The sequence below is a fragment of the Alishewanella agri BL06 genome, assembly GCF_000272005.1.
GTDB lineage: Bacteria > Pseudomonadota > Gammaproteobacteria > Enterobacterales > Alteromonadaceae > Alishewanella > Alishewanella agri.
On record NZ_AKKU01000001.1, the window covers coordinates 12,878 to 31,954 of the forward strand.

Genomic DNA, 19,077 nt, shown 5'->3' on the forward strand with positions numbered 1-19,077 from the left:
GTTAATTCCGCATATGGTGAAAGTCGATCGTTTCGTCTTTTAAGCCGGCTCGCGGATCATTAAATACCCTCTCGTCAAACTCACCTTCGCTCTTAGCAACTACGATTGACACCATGGCATCGCCGGTAATATTGACCGAGGTCCGCGTCATATCGAGTAAACGGTCAACACCGATAATCAGCGCTATTCCTTCCACCGGTAAACCAACCTGTTGCAATACCATTGCCAGCATAATCAAGCCTACACCTGGGACACCGGCAGTACCAATTGATGCCAGGGTTGCGGTCAGGATAACCATTAAATAATCGCTAAGGGTTAGATCTACACCAAACACCTGTGCAATAAAGACGGTAGCAACACCCTGCATTATGGCGGTACCATCCATATTAATGGTAGCGCCCAGCGGCACAGTAAAAGAGCTGATGCTGTTATTGACGCCAAGCTTTTTGTTCACGGTTTCCATGGTGACCGGTAAAGTGGCGTTACTGCTGGAAGTGCTAAAAGCAAACAACGCAGCATCGCGCATTTTTCGCAAAAATATTAGCGGGTTTAGACCGGTTAGCGATTTTAGCAGCGTCGGGTAAACAGCCATGCCATGGAACAGCAGCACAAACAGCACCACTAAAAAATACTTTAATAAGCTGGCAATGGTTTCAAAGCCCAGAGTGGTAAACAGCTTGGCCATCAGAAAAAATACGCCATAGGGTGCCAGATTCATCAGTAACGTCACCAGCTTCATAATGATTTCATTAAAATCATTAAACAATGCAGCAACCCGCTCACCTGCCTGACCACTTAGTGCTACAGCTAAACCAAATAAAACAGCAAAGACAATAATTTGCAGCATATTGCCTGACGCCATCGATTGAATCGGGTTGCTTGGGAAAATATTAATAAACACCTGCGCCAGAGTCGGTGCAGAACTGACGTCAAAAGTCGCGTCGCTTTGCATTTCGACACCGTTGCCGGGGCCAACCAGCAGGGCGGCACCAATTGCCAGACTAATTGCCAGTGCCGTAGTCAGAATATAGAGCCCGATAGATTTTCCACCAAGGCGGCCCAGCTTGGAGGTATCTGATAAAGAACAGGTACCACAGACCAGCGAAACAAACACTAATGGCACCACCAACATTTTTAAACTGGCGATAAATATCTCACCACCAACATGAAAAATGCCGTCAACAAAAAAAGCTTTTAAGGGTAGCGACATACCGAGCAAGGTTAAGCGACGTTCTTCGGCACCGCCGAGTAACCACTGAAAGAAGAAACCAACGGCGATACCGGCAATCATGCCCAGAACAATACGGGCTGTCAGGCTGAGTTTTGTTGTTGTCATCATACTCATCATCTAATACTTGTCATAATAATAGGGTAACAGTTTGTGCAGCTGCATGGCAGATCAGGAATAATTTTTTTTAAATAACGCTGCCGGCTGGATATTTATTGGTTTAAGATACAGAATTAACAAAACTATATAAAAAGAGCTAAATAACCGATCCTAATTGTGATACACCCGCTTTAGTCCATGCTTGCCGCCCGGAAACGGTGCGGCAGTGTCCATAAAGTAGTGAACCTGCTCCAGTAAATCATCCATGTTTTTGCACTGATGATTCCGGGTTATCGTCTCGTGCAGAGCATGCCACAGTTTTTCAATTTTGTTATGCCATGGGCTATAAACCGGCAAGAACAGTAACTTGAACTTTGGATTGTCGCTCAGCAACTTCTGGGTTTTCTTGCTCTTGTGGATGATGTAATTATCCACGATTAACCGAATGCTCTTAGCCCGACGATACTGACCTTTAAGCTTTTCCAGCAATTCAATAAATAAGTCACTGGTCTTGCGCTCGCCACCTACATAAACGATTTGCCCTGTCTGGCCGTGTAATGCTCCCGCCAGATAATGTTTCTTGTTCTGTCCTGGTGTTGCCACTTTACGCTGCTCGCCACGGTGCCCCCAATCTGCACCGATTTTAGGATTCAGATGGATATCCACTTCATCCTGGTAAAACACCGGGTGGTCAATACTGTTATCTGCCAGCGCCTCCCGGATAGCCGCCAGTTTCTCCTTTTTATCCGGGTCTTGGATATAAAGTGTTGGCGCAGCTCGCCGCCAGACAATTCCTGCTTTGGGCAACCAGCGTCTGATTGTTGAGCTGTGGATCTGAATGTTACATAACTTGTTCAGTAACAGCGCAAACAACTCTGTACTCCAGCGTGAACGCTGATATCCAAGCGTCCTTGGCGTGTACTTCAGCAAAATTTTCAGCACGCCACAGATAAAATCCCGATTCTGCCTAGCGGGTCGACCAACGCCTTTAGTTTTTAGACCATCAACACCGGCAACGTCATACCATTTCAACCAGCGGTTAAGCGATGACCGACCCGCTTGCAGTAAGCTCGCAACCTCTGACTTGGTTTTACCTTTCAACACCAGCAAGACGGCATTCGCACGGCGGCAAAGGTCTCTATCTCGTGTTTTGTGAATAATCTTCTTCAGCCGGCGGGTTTCCGCACCATATAAAAATGCTATCCTGTTCATACTCAATGCGTTTGTGTGGCTTATTAGTTTGGCGACCGATCTGATCGCGCAAACCGCATTGAGTTCCCTTCCCTGAGTGATCTACTATTTGGAACAATTATTTAGGGAGAGTTTTCATGCTGAGCATCCGGCAACTCTGGGTTGTGATTGTAATTTTCGTCCTGTCAGCTTGTGGCGGTGGCGGTACTTTAGAAAGCGGTGGCGGTTCAGGTGGCGGAGGTTCAGGCACGACACCTGTTTACACTCTGCAAGTTGAACTCCTTAATGCCACTGGCGCGGCTAACAGCTCGCTGTCTGCGAGCCAGCCATTAACCGTCAGAGCAACATTAACCGCAACCCAAAACGCGGCCATTGCCGGCAAAGTTATCGCCTTTACCATTGACAGAGAAGGTCTGGCGTCGTTATCCAGTAATACCGGCACTGCGTTGACAGACAGTAATGGTGTCGCCACCCTGACGCTCAATGTCGGTACGGTAAGCGGTGCAGGCTTGCTCACCGCAACCTATAGCGAAGGCGAAACCGTCCGTGCCAGTCGAGCAGTTGGGTTTCAGTCTGCCGGAGATGGAGGTGGTGAAACCGGTGTTACTATTTCCAGCGTTCGCGTTTTGGCAGATCGCACCCAACTTGGATCGGGAGCGTCAGAGGCAATTCAGCTCTCTGCATTGGTACGGGATGCTAATAATGTTTTGTTGGCGGATATCCCAGTTGTGTTTTCTGCGGACTCTGGTGAATTGGAAATTGTTTCCAGTACGACAGAACAAGATGGTGTTGCCAAGGCAAAACTGACCAGTCAAATTGATAAGTCAATTCGTGACATCCGAGTTAGTGCCAGAGTTGGTGGCGTTGAGGACGTAATAATGGTGCGGGTAGTTGGCACTATCCTTGAGGTGGTTGCCCCCTCAGCCGTGGTGCTCGGCGATCAGGTTACCTTCAACTTTTCCCTGCAAGACTCTGCTGGTCAGGGGATTGCGAACCAGCAACTTCAGGTAACGTCGGCATTAGGTAATGCATTGAGTCAGACGAATCCGACAACGGGCAATAATGGTCAGGTCAGTATTCAATATAACGCAGCGATGAGTGGTGACGATACCGTTACGGTCACTGCGTTAGGCTTAAGTCAAACCTTTGCAATCAGTGTTAAAGCCGATAGTTTCGTTTTTTTACCTGCCGATGATCTGCAAGTTCCGGAAATTGAGTTAAATCAACCGGAGTCATTACGACTCGAGTGGCTAACAGATGGTATTCCGAATGCTAATAGCCCAGTGCTATTCTCGACTACGCGGGGCCAAATTGCTGAGACGGAGGCAGGTTTATCGACTGCTCAAGTAGTTGCTCAAACTACGACTGGAACAGATGGTCAGGCTGAAGTCTTCATACGGTCAGCTTTTGCAGGTTTATCTACCATATCTGCTCGTGGTGGCGATAATGAGGTTAATACCCAAAGGTTGGTGGAATTTATAGCAGTAAACCCAAGTAAAGTAGAAGTGCAGGCATTTCCTGCTCAGGTAATTCCGGGTGAAAGCAGCGCAATTCGTGCTATTGTCCGCGACGCCAATAATAACCCTGTCAAAAACCAGCTGGTCGCATTTTCGCTTGAAAATAGCGCCGGAGGCTCTATCAGCTCCGGAACTGCGATCACTAACTCTCAAGGTGTAGCAACGACATCATTTACTGCTGACCTCAATACTGGAGCTGGTGTTGAGCAGAGGAATCTTGTGGTGAATGCTTCTTTGGTCAACAATAGTAGTATTGCGGATACAACCGATATCAGTGTTGGTGGCCGGACACTGTTTTTCCGCTTTGGTACTGGTAATACTGTTGAATCGCCGAGCCCGAGCCTTTATCGGAAAGAGTTCTCGATTATTGTCACTGATGCATCAGGTAATCCAGTAACTAACCAACCACTAAATCTTGCAGTTGTCTCGCTTGGGTACCGTAAAGGCTACTGGGAAAAATCGCCACCACCACCGGAGACTTTTAAAGTTTGGGCTGCAGTTACCACCGCCTCTTGTGTAACAGAAGATGTTAATTTCAACGGCATCATGGATAGTGGCGAAGACTTTAATGGTGACAATCAGCTCACTCCAGGCAATCTGGCGACAGTGCCCAGAACCGTGACCTCTAATAATGAAGGGATTGCCGTCTTCAACGTGACTTATCCAAGAGATGTCGCCCCGTGGTTAGACGTAAGGTTGCAGGTTTCGGGCTTTGCTGCCGGTACCGAAAATATTAGCTACCGAGAGTATGCCCTACCGGTGGCTGCGGCGGATGTTACTCAAGAGAACATAGCGCCTCCTGATAACCCGTTTGGCGTAGTAGCCAACTGCGCTACACCGGACTAATGTGATTGATGATAACTAAAAAGGAGCCAGTCGGTAATGCCGATCAGTTAATAGCTTTTCAGATCGGTTGACCGATCCAGTAGTTGGTATATAAAGGCCTACAGAATGAACTCTGTAGGCTTTTTTTATGCATATTAGCCAAGCGCTGGAAACCGTTTTAGTAAATAGTCATACCGTTGACTTTGATAGTTTGTCAGATGTTTTAGACCCTGGACTTATTGAAACAGGGCTTAGCATTGCCGGTGTATCCACGATCAGAACTCGCCGTCTTCCCATGGAGCAAATGGTATGGGCAGTACTGGGTATGGCCCTGTTTCGTAATATGTCTATAAAACAGCTTGTATCTCAGATGGATATCTTGTTGCCAGGCAAAGTACCTTATGTTGCGCCAAGTGCCGTCGTACAGGCCAGGCAGCGTTTAGGCTACGAAGCGATAGAGCATATATTTAATCTCACCGCTGGACATTGGAATCAGCAAGCTGACCATCCCAATTGGTGCGGATTAACGCTATTAGGTGTGGATGGTGTCGTGTTTCGCACCGAAGATACACCCGAGAATAGTGCCGCATTCGCCAGAACGAAGTCGCACACGGGAGAAGCCTGCTACCCACAAATTCGAATGGTATGTCAGATGGAGTTAACGAGCCATTTGCTCACCGCCAGCCGGTTTGACAGTGTTGATACTAATGAGATGATTTTAGCTGAGGACCTAATCCCTCATACCAGTGATAACTCTCTGACAATATTCGATAAGGGGTTTTACTCACTGGGTTTGCTTTATAAGTGGCAAAGCACAGGTGAACAACGCCATTGGTTACTGCCATTGAAGAAGCATACACAGTATGAAGTCATTCGGTCATTGGGCAAACAGGATCAACTGGTACGACTGACAACGACGCCCCAATCACGCAAGAAATTCGCAGACTTACCGCATACGATTGAAGCGAGATTGCTGACTAAAACCATTAAAGACAAAGAAGTCAAAATACTCTGCTCTTTGGTAGACCCGATGCGTTTTCCTGCCGCTGACATTGTTGATTTATACTCGACCCGCTGGGAAATCGAACTGGGCTTCAGGGAAATAAAGCAGTCAATGTTGCAGAATACCTACACACTGCGCTCAAGAAAACCAGATATGGTGAAACAAGAGCTGTGGGGAGTATTGCTGGCCTATAACTTGATCCGGTATCAGATGGTACTTATGGCTGCCTCGTTAGGAAAAGATATCACGCCAAGTCAGCTGAGCTTCAAAGAATCAGCAAGTTACATCGTATTCCAGTTAGCGACATTACCCTATGTTGCGCCAGGAAGAGTCCCACGGGTAGTGATGAATATTACCGAAATGGCGTCTTACTTCTTACTACCTGGACGACGAGAGCGATGTTACCCACGGTGTATAAAGTCGAGTAAGCAGAAATACCCTGTTAGAAAGAAAAATGCCGGTCAGCTTAACTGACCGGCATTAAGCCAGTCGGCTCCTTTTTATATTATGCACTACCAGAAAAATACGGTAGCTAGTTAGTACTAGAACTTAACGCTGAAAACTGTAAACCGAACCTAACTGCAGAATTTGGGTTAACTCATCTAAAGCAGTGCGCGATTCAATCATCAGCTGTGGATCGGCCAGATCAGCTTCGTTTAACTGGTCGCGATAGTGCTTATCGACCCAGGTATTTAAACGCCCGAATAGTGCATCGGACATCAATACTGCCGGATTAACAGCCTGACGTTCCTGTTCAGTTAGCACGACGCGTAGTCGTAAACAGGCAGGACCACCACCATTGCGCATACTTTGTTTAACATCAAAATATTTAACCTGGCGAATGGGCGTATCCTGTTCACATAATTCGGTGAGATAGCGATATACGCCAGCGTGCTCCTGGCATTCGGTAGGCGCAATAATCACCATTTCACCGGATGGCAGATTAATTAATTGGGTGTTAAACAAGTAGGTATTGACTGCATCGGCGACTGAAACCTGTTGATCTTTAACTTCAATAAAATGCAGCGGGCTGGTCTCACCAAATTTCTGCCGGATTTCAGTCAGTTTCTGCTGGGTGTCTAAAAATGCTTGCTGGTGATAAAACAGCACATTACGGTTACCTACCGCAATAACATCATTGTGAAACACGCCCTGATCGATCACGGCCGGGTTTTGTTGTAGATAAACCGTGCCAGTATCACTTAAGCCATGTAAACGTGCCACTGCCTGACAGGCTTCCAGCGTTTGCCGGGCCGGGTAACGTTGCGGTGCGGGTTTACTGCTATCAAAGGCGTGACGGCCATAAACGAACAGCTCGACACCGGCTTTGGCGTAGTCGCTGCATAAGCGTGTATGGTTAGCGGCGCCCTCGTCACCAAAATGATCGTTATCCGGTAAGTGCTGGTGATGTGCAAAATGGCGGCTATCATTAAACATTGCCCGCAAAATACGTCCGGTAGTTTCCGGCTCTAACGAGCGATGAAACTTATTAGTCAGGTTCGCAGGGGTAAAATGGACCTTGCCATCAGCGGTGTCAGCACTCGGCGATACCGTTGCCGCATTAGCTGTCCACATACTGGATGCAGAACAAACCGCACGATATACTTGTGGCGCTTGTTTTGCAGCCTGAGTAATCACCTGGGTGTCAGTGCCGCTAAATCCGAGCCGGCGCAGCGCAGCCAGGTCTGGCCGCTCTTGTGGTGCTAACACGCCTTGTAACATGCCCAAATCATGTAGCGCTTTCATCTTCTGCAGACCTTGCTTGGCTGCTTGTTTCGGGCTGGAAGCGTTTTTAGCGTTGTTTAAAGAGGCAACATTACCGACTGACAAACCGGCATAGTTGTGCGTCGGCCCTACCAGGCCGTCAAAATTGGCTTCATAAGCTTGCATTTCAATATTTATCCTTATTTGTTGCGACGCTGTTTTTGTTGTTTTTGGTCGCGGGATGTTATGCTTCATTTTTTTAGATGGTCAGAGACTGGTCAATTCAGCGAAAAAACCAGCCAATAGGCATAATAATCAGTTTAGACACTTGTCACAATAACGGTTTGCGGATATACGTTTAAAAAAGGGGCGTCAGACTAGGGCGTCGTGCTGAAGGATCTTTGGATTAAAAATGGCAAAATCACTGGTTATAGTTGAATCACCGGCAAAAGCGAAAACCATTAATAAATATTTGGGTAGCGATTTTATCGTTAAATCCAGTGTGGGGCATATCCGGGATCTGCCCACGAGTAGCAGCAAAGATAAAGCCAAAACCACGGATAAAAGCCTGAGTAAAGCCGAAAAGGAATATCAGGCCCTGGTAGATCGGATGGGGATTGATCCGGCGCATGGCTGGAAAGCTCGCTATGAAATTCTGCCCGGCAAAGAAAAAGTGGTGAAAGAGCTAAAAGCCTTGGCTGAGAAAGCGGATACGGTTTATCTGGCAACGGACTTAGACCGTGAAGGGGAGGCGATTGCCTGGCATTTGCGTGAAGTCATTGGTGGTGATGAGCAAAAATTTAAGCGGGTGGTCTTTAACGAAATTACTAAAAATGCCATTACCCAGGCCTTCCAGGTGCCAGGTGCTTTGAATCTGGACCAGGTCGATGCCCAGCAAGCACGACGTTTCCTCGATCGGGTGGTCGGTTTTATGGTATCGCCACTGCTGTGGAAAAAGGTTGCCCGCGGGCTATCCGCAGGCCGGGTGCAATCGGTCGCTGTGCGGTTAGTGGTAGAACGGGAACGGGAAATTAAAGCCTTTGTACCGGAGGAGTACTGGAGTATCGATGCCGATACATTGACTGCCGCCAAGGCGCCACTGCAACTTGCGGTACAGAAACATGCCGGCAAAACCTTTAACCCGGTAAATAAAGCCGCTGCCGATGCGGCACTGGCGATATTACGCCAGGCTGAATACCGCGTCGTCGAGCGCGAAGATAAACCGAGCAGCAGTAAGCCACAGGCACCTTTTATCACTTCAACCCTGCAACAAGCCGCGAGTACCCGTCTTGGTTACGGGGTGAAAAAAACGATGATGTTGGCGCAGCGGCTTTATGAAGCAGGTCATATAACCTACATGCGTACCGACTCGACCAACCTGAGTGTCGATGCCGTCAATCAGTGTCGGGAATATATTGGCGATACCTTTGGGCCAGCCTATCTGCCTGCGGAGCCAATCAGTTACGGTAGCAAAGCCAATGCACAAGAGGCTCACGAAGCCGTGCGGCCATCCGACGTCACGGTGTTGGCATCGGCCCTGACTGATATGGAAGCCGATGCCCGTAAGCTCTATGAATTAATTTGGCGCCAGTTTGTGGCCTGTCAGATGCCGGCTGCGCAATATGATGTGACCAATATCACCGTCAGTGCAGCGGATTTTGAATTGAAAGCGAAAGGCCGGGTACTGCGTTTTGACGGCTGGACCAGGGTGCAACCAGCAGTAAAGCGCAAAGGCGAAGAAGAAGCCGAGCTACCTGATGTGAAAACCGGCGAAGTCCTGAGTTTGCAGGACCTTATTGCAGCACAACACTTTACCAAACCGCCAGCCCGCTTTAGCGAAGCCAGCCTGGTAAAAGAGCTGGAAAAACGTGGTATTGGACGGCCCTCGACCTATGCCGCCATTATTTCCACTATTCAGGAACGTGGCTATGTTCGGGTGGAAAATAAGCGGTTTTACGCCGAAAAAATGGGGGAAATTGTAACGGACCGCTTGGTTGAAAACTTCGATGATCTGATGAATTACGATTTTACTGCCAATATGGAGCTGAAGCTGGATGATATTGCGAAAGGGCAATTAAGCTGGCGCCGTGAGCTGGACCAGTTTTATCAGGGCTTTAGCCAAAAATTGCAAACCGCTGAATTGGAACCAGAGCAAGGTGGGATGCGCGTCAACCAGTTTGTGTTAACCGATATTGATTGTCCGACCTGCGGTCGCAAGATGGGGATTCGTACGGCTTCTACCGGCGTATTCCTCGGGTGTTCGGGTTACAACTTACCACCCAAAGAGCGCTGTACTACGACGATGAATCTGGTGTCAGGCGAAGAAGCGGTGCATGTTGCCGATGATGAACTGGAAACCGAAGCGCTACGTCAGAAAAAACGCTGTGCTAAATGTGGTACCGCGATGGACTCGTACCTGATTGATGAGCAGCGCAAACTGCATGTTTGTGGTAACAATCCACAGTGTGATGGCTACTTGGTGGAGCAGGGCAACTTCAAGCTGAAGGGTTATGAGGGCCCTGAGATTGAATGTGATAAGTGCGGCGCGCAGATGCAGTTAAAATCCGGCCGCTTTGGTAAATATTTTGGCTGTACTAACAGCGAGTGTAAAAACACCCGTAAGTTATTACGCAACGGCGAAGCGGCTCCTCCGAAAGAAGATCCGGTTCATTTGCCAGAGTTAAAATGTGAGAAGTCGGATACCTATTTTGTGTTGCGCGATGGGGCTTCAGGTGTGTTTCTGGCAGCGGCAAACTTCCCGAAATCACGTGAAACCCGCGCGCCACTGGTGAGTGAGTTAAAGCAATTTCGTGACCGGCTGTCGCCAAAGTTTTTCTATCTGGCCGATGCGCCGGAGCAGGATAAGCAAGGTAACCCAGCTATAGTGCGTTATAGCCGCAAAACTAAGCAGCAGTATGTAATGACCGAGCAGAATGGTAAAGCGACCGGCTGGTCGGCCTGGTATGAGAATGGCCGTTGGGTCGTTACTGATAAATAGCCAGCGTTGTGTTTAACAAAACAGGGCCCCAGGGCCCTGTTTTGTTATTACCATTTGCGTTTTGGCGCAAAGAGCTCATCGATATCTTTATTCTCTTTTTCACCACGTTTTTCGATATCCCGCGCATTACCCTGCTTGAGTTCAACGGTAATTTCTTCCAGCGCCATTTGGGCTTCTGAAATACGATTAGTAACATAATCATTCTGGTGACTGGTATGACGCAATACAGTCAACGCTTTTTCAAAATATTGACGTGCAGAGCCCAACATATTATTGGCTCGGGCGTTACGACCACGTTTTAATTGGCTCTCAACATTTATTCGCAATTGCAGTAAATCTAACCGGCGATCTTCATCGATAACTAACTGGGTATCCATGTTACCTCTGGCATGCTCAGCCCGCAGCAGGGTTCTGAGTTTCTTAATACCTTTAACCATGGCAAGTAATTGTTGATCGTTGTCAGGCAGGCCCGGTATATCTGCGATTGCTTGTTGGGCATTACTCAGTTCGCTGACGCGCTTTTCGGTTTCATCAAGTCGTTGCTGCAGATCTTTTGCCGTTGGCTCCAATTCGACCATGGCTCGTAACAGATAACTGATCCGTCTTAGTAACATCAACGATAGGCCGGTAGATAGCGGGACATTGGCGGCGTTAAACAAAATTTCTTCTGTTTCTTCCAGACCATGTCGTAGCTTCGTATATTCAGCACGTTTCAATGCCCGTAACCGCTCCCGATGCTGTTGCATCACATTAACGGTAATCGCGATAATCACCAAAGCTAAGATTAGCGTGATGATCAGGGGTAAGACCATTTACACCTCTGTCTTTCAGGATATGCCAACATCTTAATCGGAAAAACCACAGATGAACAGCCAAGCTTTGGCGTTGTTTATGCTCCGTCGTTCTACCACTAAAACCAATTTTGCTATTTATTAGCTTAAGCAAAAGTTGCGCCAAAAATTCATCTGCTGCAAGTGCGGTAGTATAGACTTTCGCCTAGCAACATTTTGATATAGAAACTGCTAGTATAGAAAGCTATTGGAATATCTCTGTCATCAGGTATAGTGACATTTGGTTAGAAAGGATCTTTAGCGATGAAATTACAACAATTACGCTATATCGTTGAGGTGATGAATCATAATCTGAATGTCTCATCCACCGCTGAAAGTTTGTATACCTCCCAACCGGGTATCAGCAAGCAAATTCGAATGTTGGAAGATGAGTTAGGTATTCAGGTTTTTGGGCGGAGCGGCAAACATTTGACGCACGTTACCCCGGCAGGTCGCGAGGTGATAGAGATTGCGCAGCAAATTTTGGCGAAAGTGGAAAATATCAAAGCCATCGCCAAAGAGCATACGCTGCCAGATCAGGGCAAGTTGAATATTGCCACAACGCATACTCAGGCCCGCTATGCACTGCCACCGGTGATCCGTAGTTTTATGCAAAAGTTCCCGCGGGTCTCTTTGCATATGCATCAGGGTTCGCCGCAACAAATTTCCGAAGCAGCGTCGCGTGGTGATGCGGACTTTGCCATTGCCACTGAGGCGTTACACCTATACAACGATTTGGTGATGTTGCCCTGTTATCACTGGAACAGGAGCGTGATCGTCCGTAAAGATCATCCGCTTGCTCAACTTAGCCACAAAGTACAAATTGAGGATGTAGCGCGTTTTCCGATTGTTACCTATGTCTTCGGCTTTACCGGACGTTCGGAGTTGGATCGCGCCTTTGCCGCCCGGCAACTGGAACCGCAAATCGTGTTTACTGCCACAGATGCCGATGTCATTAAAACCTATGTCCGGCTTGGCTTGGGCGTGGGGGTTATCGCTTCCATGGCCATCGACCCGGTGCTGGACCAGGATTTAGTCGCGCTGGATGCCAGTCACTTATTCGATGCCTCTACTACCAAAATTGGCTTTCGTAAGGGCGCGTTTTTACGCACCTATATGTACGACTTTATCGAGCGCTTTGCACCGCACCTGACTAAAGATGTGGTAGAAAAAGCCAATGCTTTGCGTAGTCAGGAAGAAATTGACCGGATGTTCAGCAAGTTTGACCTGCCGGTACGTTAACGCTCGCTCTCTAATCCAAATGCCTGCGCTAAGATAGCCCGGGTAAAAGCCACTTTTAGATAAAAACCGCGTGGCAGGCTAAGTACTGGCCTGCCATCAGCACCAATAGCCGCTGTCAGTGCTTTACTGTCAGCGGCTTTGGGGCGCAGCTGTAATACCTTACCATGCGCGCCTTTAATTTGAGCCAAACGTCCCAGTGCAATCAGTTCCATCAGCTCTTCCCAGTCTTGTCGCAGTAAAGCCTGCTGCGCGGCGTCGGGTTGCCAGATAAAGCCCTGACCAATAATCCTATCGGCCGGTGCCATATCTCGCTCTGCTAGTATCGGTAACCACAAGACGCGGCTCAGTTTGCGGCAGACCCAGGATTCAGGCCATTGTTGCCCGGTTGCCCCGGTAAGGGGGGCAACACAAACATAGGTACTTTCCAGCGGCTTTCCATGTCGGTCAATGGGCAGGGTTTTTAGCTCGAGCTCAAGGTGCGGGAAGTCATGGATCGCTTGTGAGCCACCGCTGGCGCCTAGCGCTAATTCCAATAGTTGGCCCACCCAGCCTTTATCACGCCGCAAATCGGCAGGAACCGGCACCTGTAATTCAGCCGCCAATTGGCCAAGTGTCAGGCCGGCAATCTGCTGACAACGGGCGAGTATTTGATCAAGGTTAGCAGGGGCAGCAGGCATCGTGACGTTCGTTAGCTAAGTGAATTATTACCCTAGCATTTTTTTGCTGTGACGGCTGCTTAAAAACGCAGCAAACTAACTTATGCACAGACAAAGCTGCTAAGCTGGCAGCCGGTTAATTAGCTAACTAAATGAAATGTAATATAAAAACCTATTTATTAAATCTTGATTTCGACAGGGACAAGAAGTTATCCAGTGATTAACTCTGGCTTATCCAAGGCTTTATGCACAGACTCTGTGAAAAAGTTCACAGTGTTGCCGCTTAAACTTATCTTGCTGTGGATAACTTGTGTGAAGTAAGCTGAAAATACCGTTTGCCGCCACGGCAACTTTGTGAAAGAATCTTTGCTATAGCAGACAGAGACTTGCTTGAGGTTAGTGTGATCGATGCCGAGGGTTTCCGGCCCAATGTCGGCATAGTGATTTGTAACACCCATGGACAGGTGTTTTGGGCGAAACGATATGGTCAGCATTCCTGGCAATATCCACAGGGCGGTATTGACGACGGGGAAACTCCCGAACAGGCAATGTACCGTGAACTGCACGAAGAAGTTGGGCTAAGGCCCGAAGACGTAGAAATTATTGCGACAACCAAACATTGGTTACGCTATAAGCTGCCAAAACGACTGATTCGTAAAGACAGTAACCCGGTGTGTATTGGGCAAAAGCAAAAGTGGTTTTTACTACGACTGACTTGCCGGGAAGAAGACGTAAATCTGGCGAAAACCAGTCACCCCGAGTTTGATAGCTGGCGTTGGGTCAGTTATTGGTATCCGGTGCGGCAGGTGGTTTCCTTTAAACGGGAAGTGTATCGCAAGGTTATGAAAGAATTCGCTCCGGTCGCTTTGCCTTTTATTCGCCGGGATAGCAGTAAACGTAAACCATAAACAACCTTCAAATTAATGAGGTTAGTATGTTAGGCCAGTTGCGGCGTATTGTTCAGGATGTGGCACAGGAGCCGATACTTAACAAGGCGCTCGCTGGCTTGGTCAGTAGTATTAAACACGCGTTAGCCACCGAATGTTGCTCGGTCTATCTTGCCGATTATGAACAGCAGCATTTTATGCTAATGGCAACTGATGGTTTAAATCAGGATGCCGTTGGCAAAGTGTCGATTGGTTTTTCCGAAGGCTTGATTGGTTGGGTTGGCCAACGGGAAGAACCCATCAATCTGGCTCAGGCCCATTTACACCCACGATTTAAAGTCACGCCAGAGGTCAGCGAAGATCGCTTTTCGGCGTTTTTAGGCTGCCCCATTATCCATCATCGCAAAGTGCTGGGCGTGCTGACGATTCAGCAATCTGCAGAGCGCGTCTTTAGCGAAGATGAAGAGTCCTTTTTGGTGACCCTCGGCGTGCAACTGGCATCAGTGCTGGCTAATGCTGAAATGCGTGATGCAGCCAGCCGCAGTCCAAGTTACCAACAACAGGCAACACAGTTGCATGGGTTACCCGGTGCGCCGGGGATGGCGATAGGTCAGGCTTATGTGCTGCAGCCTGCCAGCGATTTTGCCGCGATTTCACTGAAAAAAGCCGATGATCCAGAAAAAGAACTGGCGCTGTTCTATCGCGCAGTAAAGATTACTAAAGCGGAATTTAATCGTCTGGCTGAGCGGATGTCACAACATTTGCCGGAAGATGCGCTGGCGATTTTTGATGTTTATCACCAGTTACTCGATGCCGCCAGCCTGGGGCGGGAGATTGAAGAGCAAATTGCTGAAGGCTGGTGTGCCAAAAGTGCCTTGAAGCGGGTTGTAGAACGTTTTGCCCGCCAGTTTGATGATATGGAAGATCCTTATCTGCGTGAGCGTGGTTTGGATATCCGCGATCTGGGGCAGCGGGTGCTGAATAATTTGCTGGATACCGAACAGCGCCGGGCCAAGTTGCCGGAAAAAGTGGTATTAGTTGCCGATGAAGTGACCGCGACCATGTTGGCTGAAATTCCACGCGAGCAGTTAGTTGCCGTGGTGTCATTGCGCGGGTCGGTCAACTCGCACGCTGCTATTATGGCCAGAGCGCTGGGGATCCCAGCGGTGATGGGGGTCAGCGAACTACCTCTTTTACACTGGCATGAACAAAAAGTTATCGTTGACGGTTACCAGGGCTTGATTTTGCTGTCGCCAACCGAGGCGGTCAGTAATGAATACCTGCGACTGATCAGTGAAGACGTCGCCTTGCATGCCAGGTATCAGGAAGAAATTCACTTGCCGTCACAGTCGCAATGTGGTGAGCGCTTTAAATTTATGGTGAATTCCGGTCTGGCGGTAGAGCTGGAGAACCAAAACGCCCAGTACACGGATGGCGTTGGTTTATACCGAACTGAATTTCCGTTTATTATCCGCAGTCGTTTTCCTACCGAGCAAGAGCAGGTCGAGCTCTATACGAAGGTGTTAACCGGTTATCCGGGGAAAACCGTGGTGATGCGTACGCTGGATGTTGGCGGTGATAAAGCCTTACCTTATTTCAGTATTATCGAAGAAAACCCGTTTCTTGGCTGGCGTGGGATCCGGTTAACCTTGGATCATCCGGAAATTTTTCTGGTGCAAATCCGGGCGATGATCAAGGCCAATATTGACCAAAATAATCTGCATATTCTGCTGCCGATGGTTTGTGATTTAGCGGAAGTCGATGAGTCGGTGCGCTTAATTCGCCAAGCTTGCTTTGAGGTTAGCGACGAGCTGGGTATTGCCTTACCAAAACCGAAAATTGGTGTGATGATTGAGGTGCCTTCGGTTTTATACTTATTGCCGGAGCTGGCTGAAAAGGTCGATTTTTGTTCGGTTGGTACCAACGATTTAACGCAGTATCTGCTGGCCGTGGATCGTAATAATGCCCGGGTTGCTAACCTCTATGATGCGCTACACCCTGCCGTACTGCGCGCGCTGTATCAATTGGGCCAGCAGGCGCAGGCGTTAAAGTTTCCGATCAGTATCTGTGGCGAGTTGGGTGGTGAACCAGCAGGGGTGTTGTTACTGGCGGCCATGGGATTCCGGCGTTTTAGTATGAATAGCAGCAATTTGGCACGGATAAAATGGTTATTGCGGCGGGTTGATTTATCGGAGCTGGCATTACTGTTACCGGAAGTCCTCTGTTGTCACTCGCCAAAACAAGTTCGGCTGCAGGTACAGCGCTTTTTGGAACAAAAGCAGCTGTTAGCCCAAGTCCGGGCCTGACGCAAGCTAAGATGAGCCAACGCTTAACCCTACTGCAGCAGCCAACGGCTTCTGGTACACTAGGGCTATCTTGTGTTGCTGAGTAATCGCTTTTGTTAAGCATCTTCTTGTTAACCGCCGCCTTAGGCGCCGTAGTGGGTTTACTGGCAGGCTTATTGGGTATTGGCGGTGGCCTGATTATCGTGCCGGTGTTAGTAGTACTATTACCCTTTTTTGATGTTATTCCGGCTGAGCATGCAATGGTGGTAGCGATTGCAACCTCGCTGGCTTCTATTATTATCACCTCAGTGTCATCGGTCCGAGCGCATCATAAACGTAATAACGTGAGCTGGAATATTGCCCTGCCGGTGATGCTGGGTGCCGGACTCGGCGCACTGCTGGTGGGTTACCTGGCACATAATCTGAGTGGTAATACACTGCAATTGATTTTTGGTGTTGCCGTGGGGATACTGGCGCTGCGTATGCTGATTTCACGAAGTACCACTGGCAAAGCTGCGCTGCCCGGTCTGATCCCACTTGGCAGTTTTGCCGCACTGCTGGGTAGCTTTGCTGCGTTACTCGGTATTGGTGGGGGAGCCCTAATCGTGCCGATGCTGAACTATTTTTCTGTAGATATGCGCCGCGCTATCGGTTGCGCCGCGGCCAGTGGTATCGCCATTGCTGTTTTCGGTACAGTCGGTTATGTCAGTGCCGGTTGGCAGCATTATCAGCTTAATGCCGGTTTTATTGGTTATATCTATTTACCTGCTTTACTGGGTGTGATTAGTACCTCCATTTTTACTACTTCCATTGGTGCCAGCCTGACACAAAAGTTACCGGTAATGACCATTAAGCGGGTGTTCGGGATCTTTTTGTTAGTGGTCTCGGCCCGCATGGTATTGGCTTAGAACACATAAAAGGACTGTTATGACAACGACACCGCTGCAATTTCCAGATATTAATCCAGTCCTACTGGACTTGGGCCTGGTGAAGATCCATTGGTATGGCGTGATGTACCTGGTCGCGTTTGCGATTGCCTGGTGGCTGGCGAACCGGCAGGCGGCGAAAGCCAATTCGGGCTGGAATAAGGAACAGGTCAGCGATTTGTTGTTTTATGGTTTTCTTGGGGTGTTATTAGGCGGACGGATTGGTTATATCCTGTTTTATCAATTCAGCTATTTGCAGCAGGACCCATTATATTTATTTCGGATCTGGGAAGGCGGTATGTCATTCCACGGCGGGTTATTAGGTGTATTGCTTGCGATGGCCTTGTTTGCCCGCAAATACCAAAAACCGTACCTGGCACTGGGTGACTTTGTTGCCCCACTGATCCCGTTGGGGCTGGCTGCCGGACGTATTGGCAATTTTATCAATGGAGAACTGTGGGGCCGGCCAACCGACGTACCCTGGGCGATGGTCTTTCCCACCGGTGGCGATGTGGCGCGCCATCCGTCACAGCTCTATCATGTCGCTCTGGAAGGCATGTTATTGTTTGTTTTGATTATTCTGATTAGACAATTAAAGCCGGCACAAGGCGTATTGGGCGGTGTCTTTTTAGCCGGCTACGGTATCGCGCGCTTTACGGTAGAGTTTTTCCGTGAGCCAGACGCCCATCTTGGCGTGTTGTCACTTGGGATGACGATGGGACAGTGGTTATGTCTGCCAATGGTTATTGCCGGCGTTGGCATAGTGCTCTACGCCCGGCAACAAGCGCGGCGGGGAGTTAAATCATGAGGCAATATCTACAGTTATGTCAGCGTATTGTTGATGAAGGCATCTGGGTTGAGAATGCCCGTACCGGTACCCGCTGTCTGACAGTCATTAATGCTGATCTGGAATATGATGTTGGCAATAATCAATTCCCGCTGCTGACGACACGTAAAAGTTATTACAAAGCAGCGATAGCTGAATTGTTAGGATACTTAAGGGGTTATGACAGTGCCGCACAATTCCGTGCTATCGGTTGTAATACCTGGAACGCGAATGCCAACGAAAATCAGGCCTGGTTAGATAACCCGCATCGTAAGGGTGAAGATGATATGGGCCGGGTATATGGTGTGCAAGGCCGGCGTTGGCAGAAGCCCGATGGCTCAACTTTAGATCAACTGGCAAAAATCGTCAGCAACCTGAGCAAGGGGATCGACGATCGTGCCGAGATCCTGACCTTTTATAACCCTGGTGAGTTTGAGCTTGGTTGTCTGCGGCCCTGCATGCATACCCATACCTTTAGTTTACTGGGAGATAAGCTGTATCTGACGTCTTATCAACGTAGCTGTGATGTACCGCTGGGACTGAATTTTAATCAGGTACAATGTTTCGTATTACTGGCACTTATGGCGCAAATCACCGGCCACAAAGCGGGTAAGGCCTACCATAAAATTGCCAATGCTCACGTTTACGAAAATCAGCTGGAGCTGTTAAAACTGCAGCTGCAGCGTGAACCCTATCCCTCGCCGCGTTTAACTATTAATCCCGAGATCCGCAGCTTAACCGATCTGGAAACCTGGGTTACAACTGACGATTTCGTATTGCACGATTACCAGTACCACCCGGCAATCAAATACCCGTTCAGCGTCTAGTCAAAAAATCATCTCTTGTTGTGGCCTGTTTTT

The 19,077-nt window shown here is 48.6% G+C and carries 14 protein-coding genes; 9 read left to right on the plus strand and 5 right to left on the minus strand.

The genetic code is table 11. The annotated features are described in order from the left end of the window. Position 1: 1 nt before the first annotated feature. Together AGRI_RS00060 and AGRI_RS00065 are read right to left on the minus strand one after the other, a co-directional pair. Entirely contained in the window at positions 2-1,339 is a 1,338-nt protein-coding gene (locus AGRI_RS00060) for a dicarboxylate/amino acid:cation symporter (protein ID WP_008982997.1), read from the minus strand. A gap of 159 nt (positions 1,340-1,498) precedes the next feature. After that, entirely contained in the window at positions 1,499-2,539 is a 1,041-nt protein-coding gene (locus AGRI_RS00065) for an IS630 family transposase (RefSeq protein WP_008982998.1), read from the minus strand. Positions 2,540-2,655: 116 nt separating this feature from the next. On the opposite strand from AGRI_RS00065, the gene AGRI_RS00070 reads away from it, so the two are divergent. Continuing rightward, entirely contained in the window at positions 2,656-4,881 is a 2,226-nt protein-coding gene (locus AGRI_RS00070) for an Ig-like domain-containing protein (protein WP_008982999.1), read from the plus strand. A gap of 127 nt (positions 4,882-5,008) precedes the next feature. Further along, positions 5,009-6,337: an IS4 family transposase gene (locus AGRI_RS00075; protein ID WP_008983000.1), complete on the plus strand. Its 1,329-nt coding sequence runs from the start codon at positions 5,009-5,011 to the stop codon at positions 6,335-6,337. 75 nt (positions 6,338-6,412) lie between these two features. Here AGRI_RS00075 and astB read toward each other — a convergent pair whose 3' ends face one another. Continuing rightward, entirely contained in the window at positions 6,413-7,753 is a 1,341-nt protein-coding gene (astB, locus tag AGRI_RS00080) for an N-succinylarginine dihydrolase (protein ID WP_008983001.1), read from the minus strand. A gap of 226 nt (positions 7,754-7,979) precedes the next feature. Between astB and topA the strand changes: the two genes are divergently transcribed. Further along, complete coding sequence (topA, locus tag AGRI_RS00085; RefSeq protein ID WP_008983002.1) at positions 7,980-10,565, plus strand: type I DNA topoisomerase; 2,586 nt, start codon at positions 7,980-7,982, stop codon at positions 10,563-10,565. 47 nt (positions 10,566-10,612) lie between these two features. On the opposite strand, the gene AGRI_RS00090 is transcribed toward topA, so the two are convergent. After that, positions 10,613-11,377, minus strand: coding sequence for a hypothetical protein (locus AGRI_RS00090; RefSeq protein ID WP_008983003.1), 765 nt, complete (start codon positions 11,375-11,377; stop codon positions 10,613-10,615). Between the two features lie 282 nt (positions 11,378-11,659). Here AGRI_RS00090 and cysB point away from each other — a divergent pair, with 282 nt between their 5' ends. Continuing rightward, on the plus strand, positions 11,660-12,637 hold the full coding sequence (cysB, locus tag AGRI_RS00095; RefSeq protein WP_008983004.1) for an HTH-type transcriptional regulator CysB: 978 nt from the start codon (positions 11,660-11,662) through the stop codon (positions 12,635-12,637). Here cysB and mutH read toward each other — a convergent pair. Next, complete coding sequence (gene mutH, locus AGRI_RS00100; RefSeq protein ID WP_008983005.1) at positions 12,634-13,314, minus strand: DNA mismatch repair endonuclease MutH; 681 nt, start codon at positions 13,312-13,314, stop codon at positions 12,634-12,636. The genes cysB and mutH overlap by 4 nt on opposite strands. Positions 13,315-13,694: 380 nt before the next feature. Here mutH and rppH point away from each other — a divergent pair, with 380 nt between their 5' ends. The 5 genes from rppH (at position 13,695) to AGRI_RS00125 (ending at position 19,044) form a co-directional block, all read left to right on the plus strand. After that, entirely contained in the window at positions 13,695-14,201 is a 507-nt protein-coding gene (rppH, locus tag AGRI_RS00105) for an RNA pyrophosphohydrolase (protein WP_040291187.1), read from the plus strand. 26 nt (positions 14,202-14,227) lie between these two features. Beyond that, a complete protein-coding gene (gene ptsP / locus AGRI_RS00110) occupies positions 14,228-16,486 on the plus strand; it encodes a phosphoenolpyruvate--protein phosphotransferase (protein ID WP_008983007.1) in 2,259 nt (752 codons plus the stop codon). A 92-nt stretch (positions 16,487-16,578) separates the two neighbouring features. Beyond that, a complete protein-coding gene (locus AGRI_RS00115) occupies positions 16,579-17,373 on the plus strand; it encodes a sulfite exporter TauE/SafE family protein (RefSeq protein ID WP_008983008.1) in 795 nt (264 codons plus the stop codon). 19 nt (positions 17,374-17,392) lie between these two features. Further along, complete coding sequence (gene lgt, locus AGRI_RS00120) at positions 17,393-18,199, plus strand: prolipoprotein diacylglyceryl transferase (RefSeq protein WP_008983009.1); 807 nt, start codon at positions 17,393-17,395, stop codon at positions 18,197-18,199. After that, positions 18,196-19,044 (plus strand): thymidylate synthase, encoded by an 849-nt coding sequence (locus tag AGRI_RS00125; RefSeq protein WP_008983010.1) that lies wholly within the window; start codon positions 18,196-18,198, stop codon positions 19,042-19,044. The genes lgt and AGRI_RS00125 overlap by 4 nt, the downstream gene beginning before the upstream one ends. The last annotated feature ends 33 nt before the right edge of the window (positions 19,045-19,077 follow it).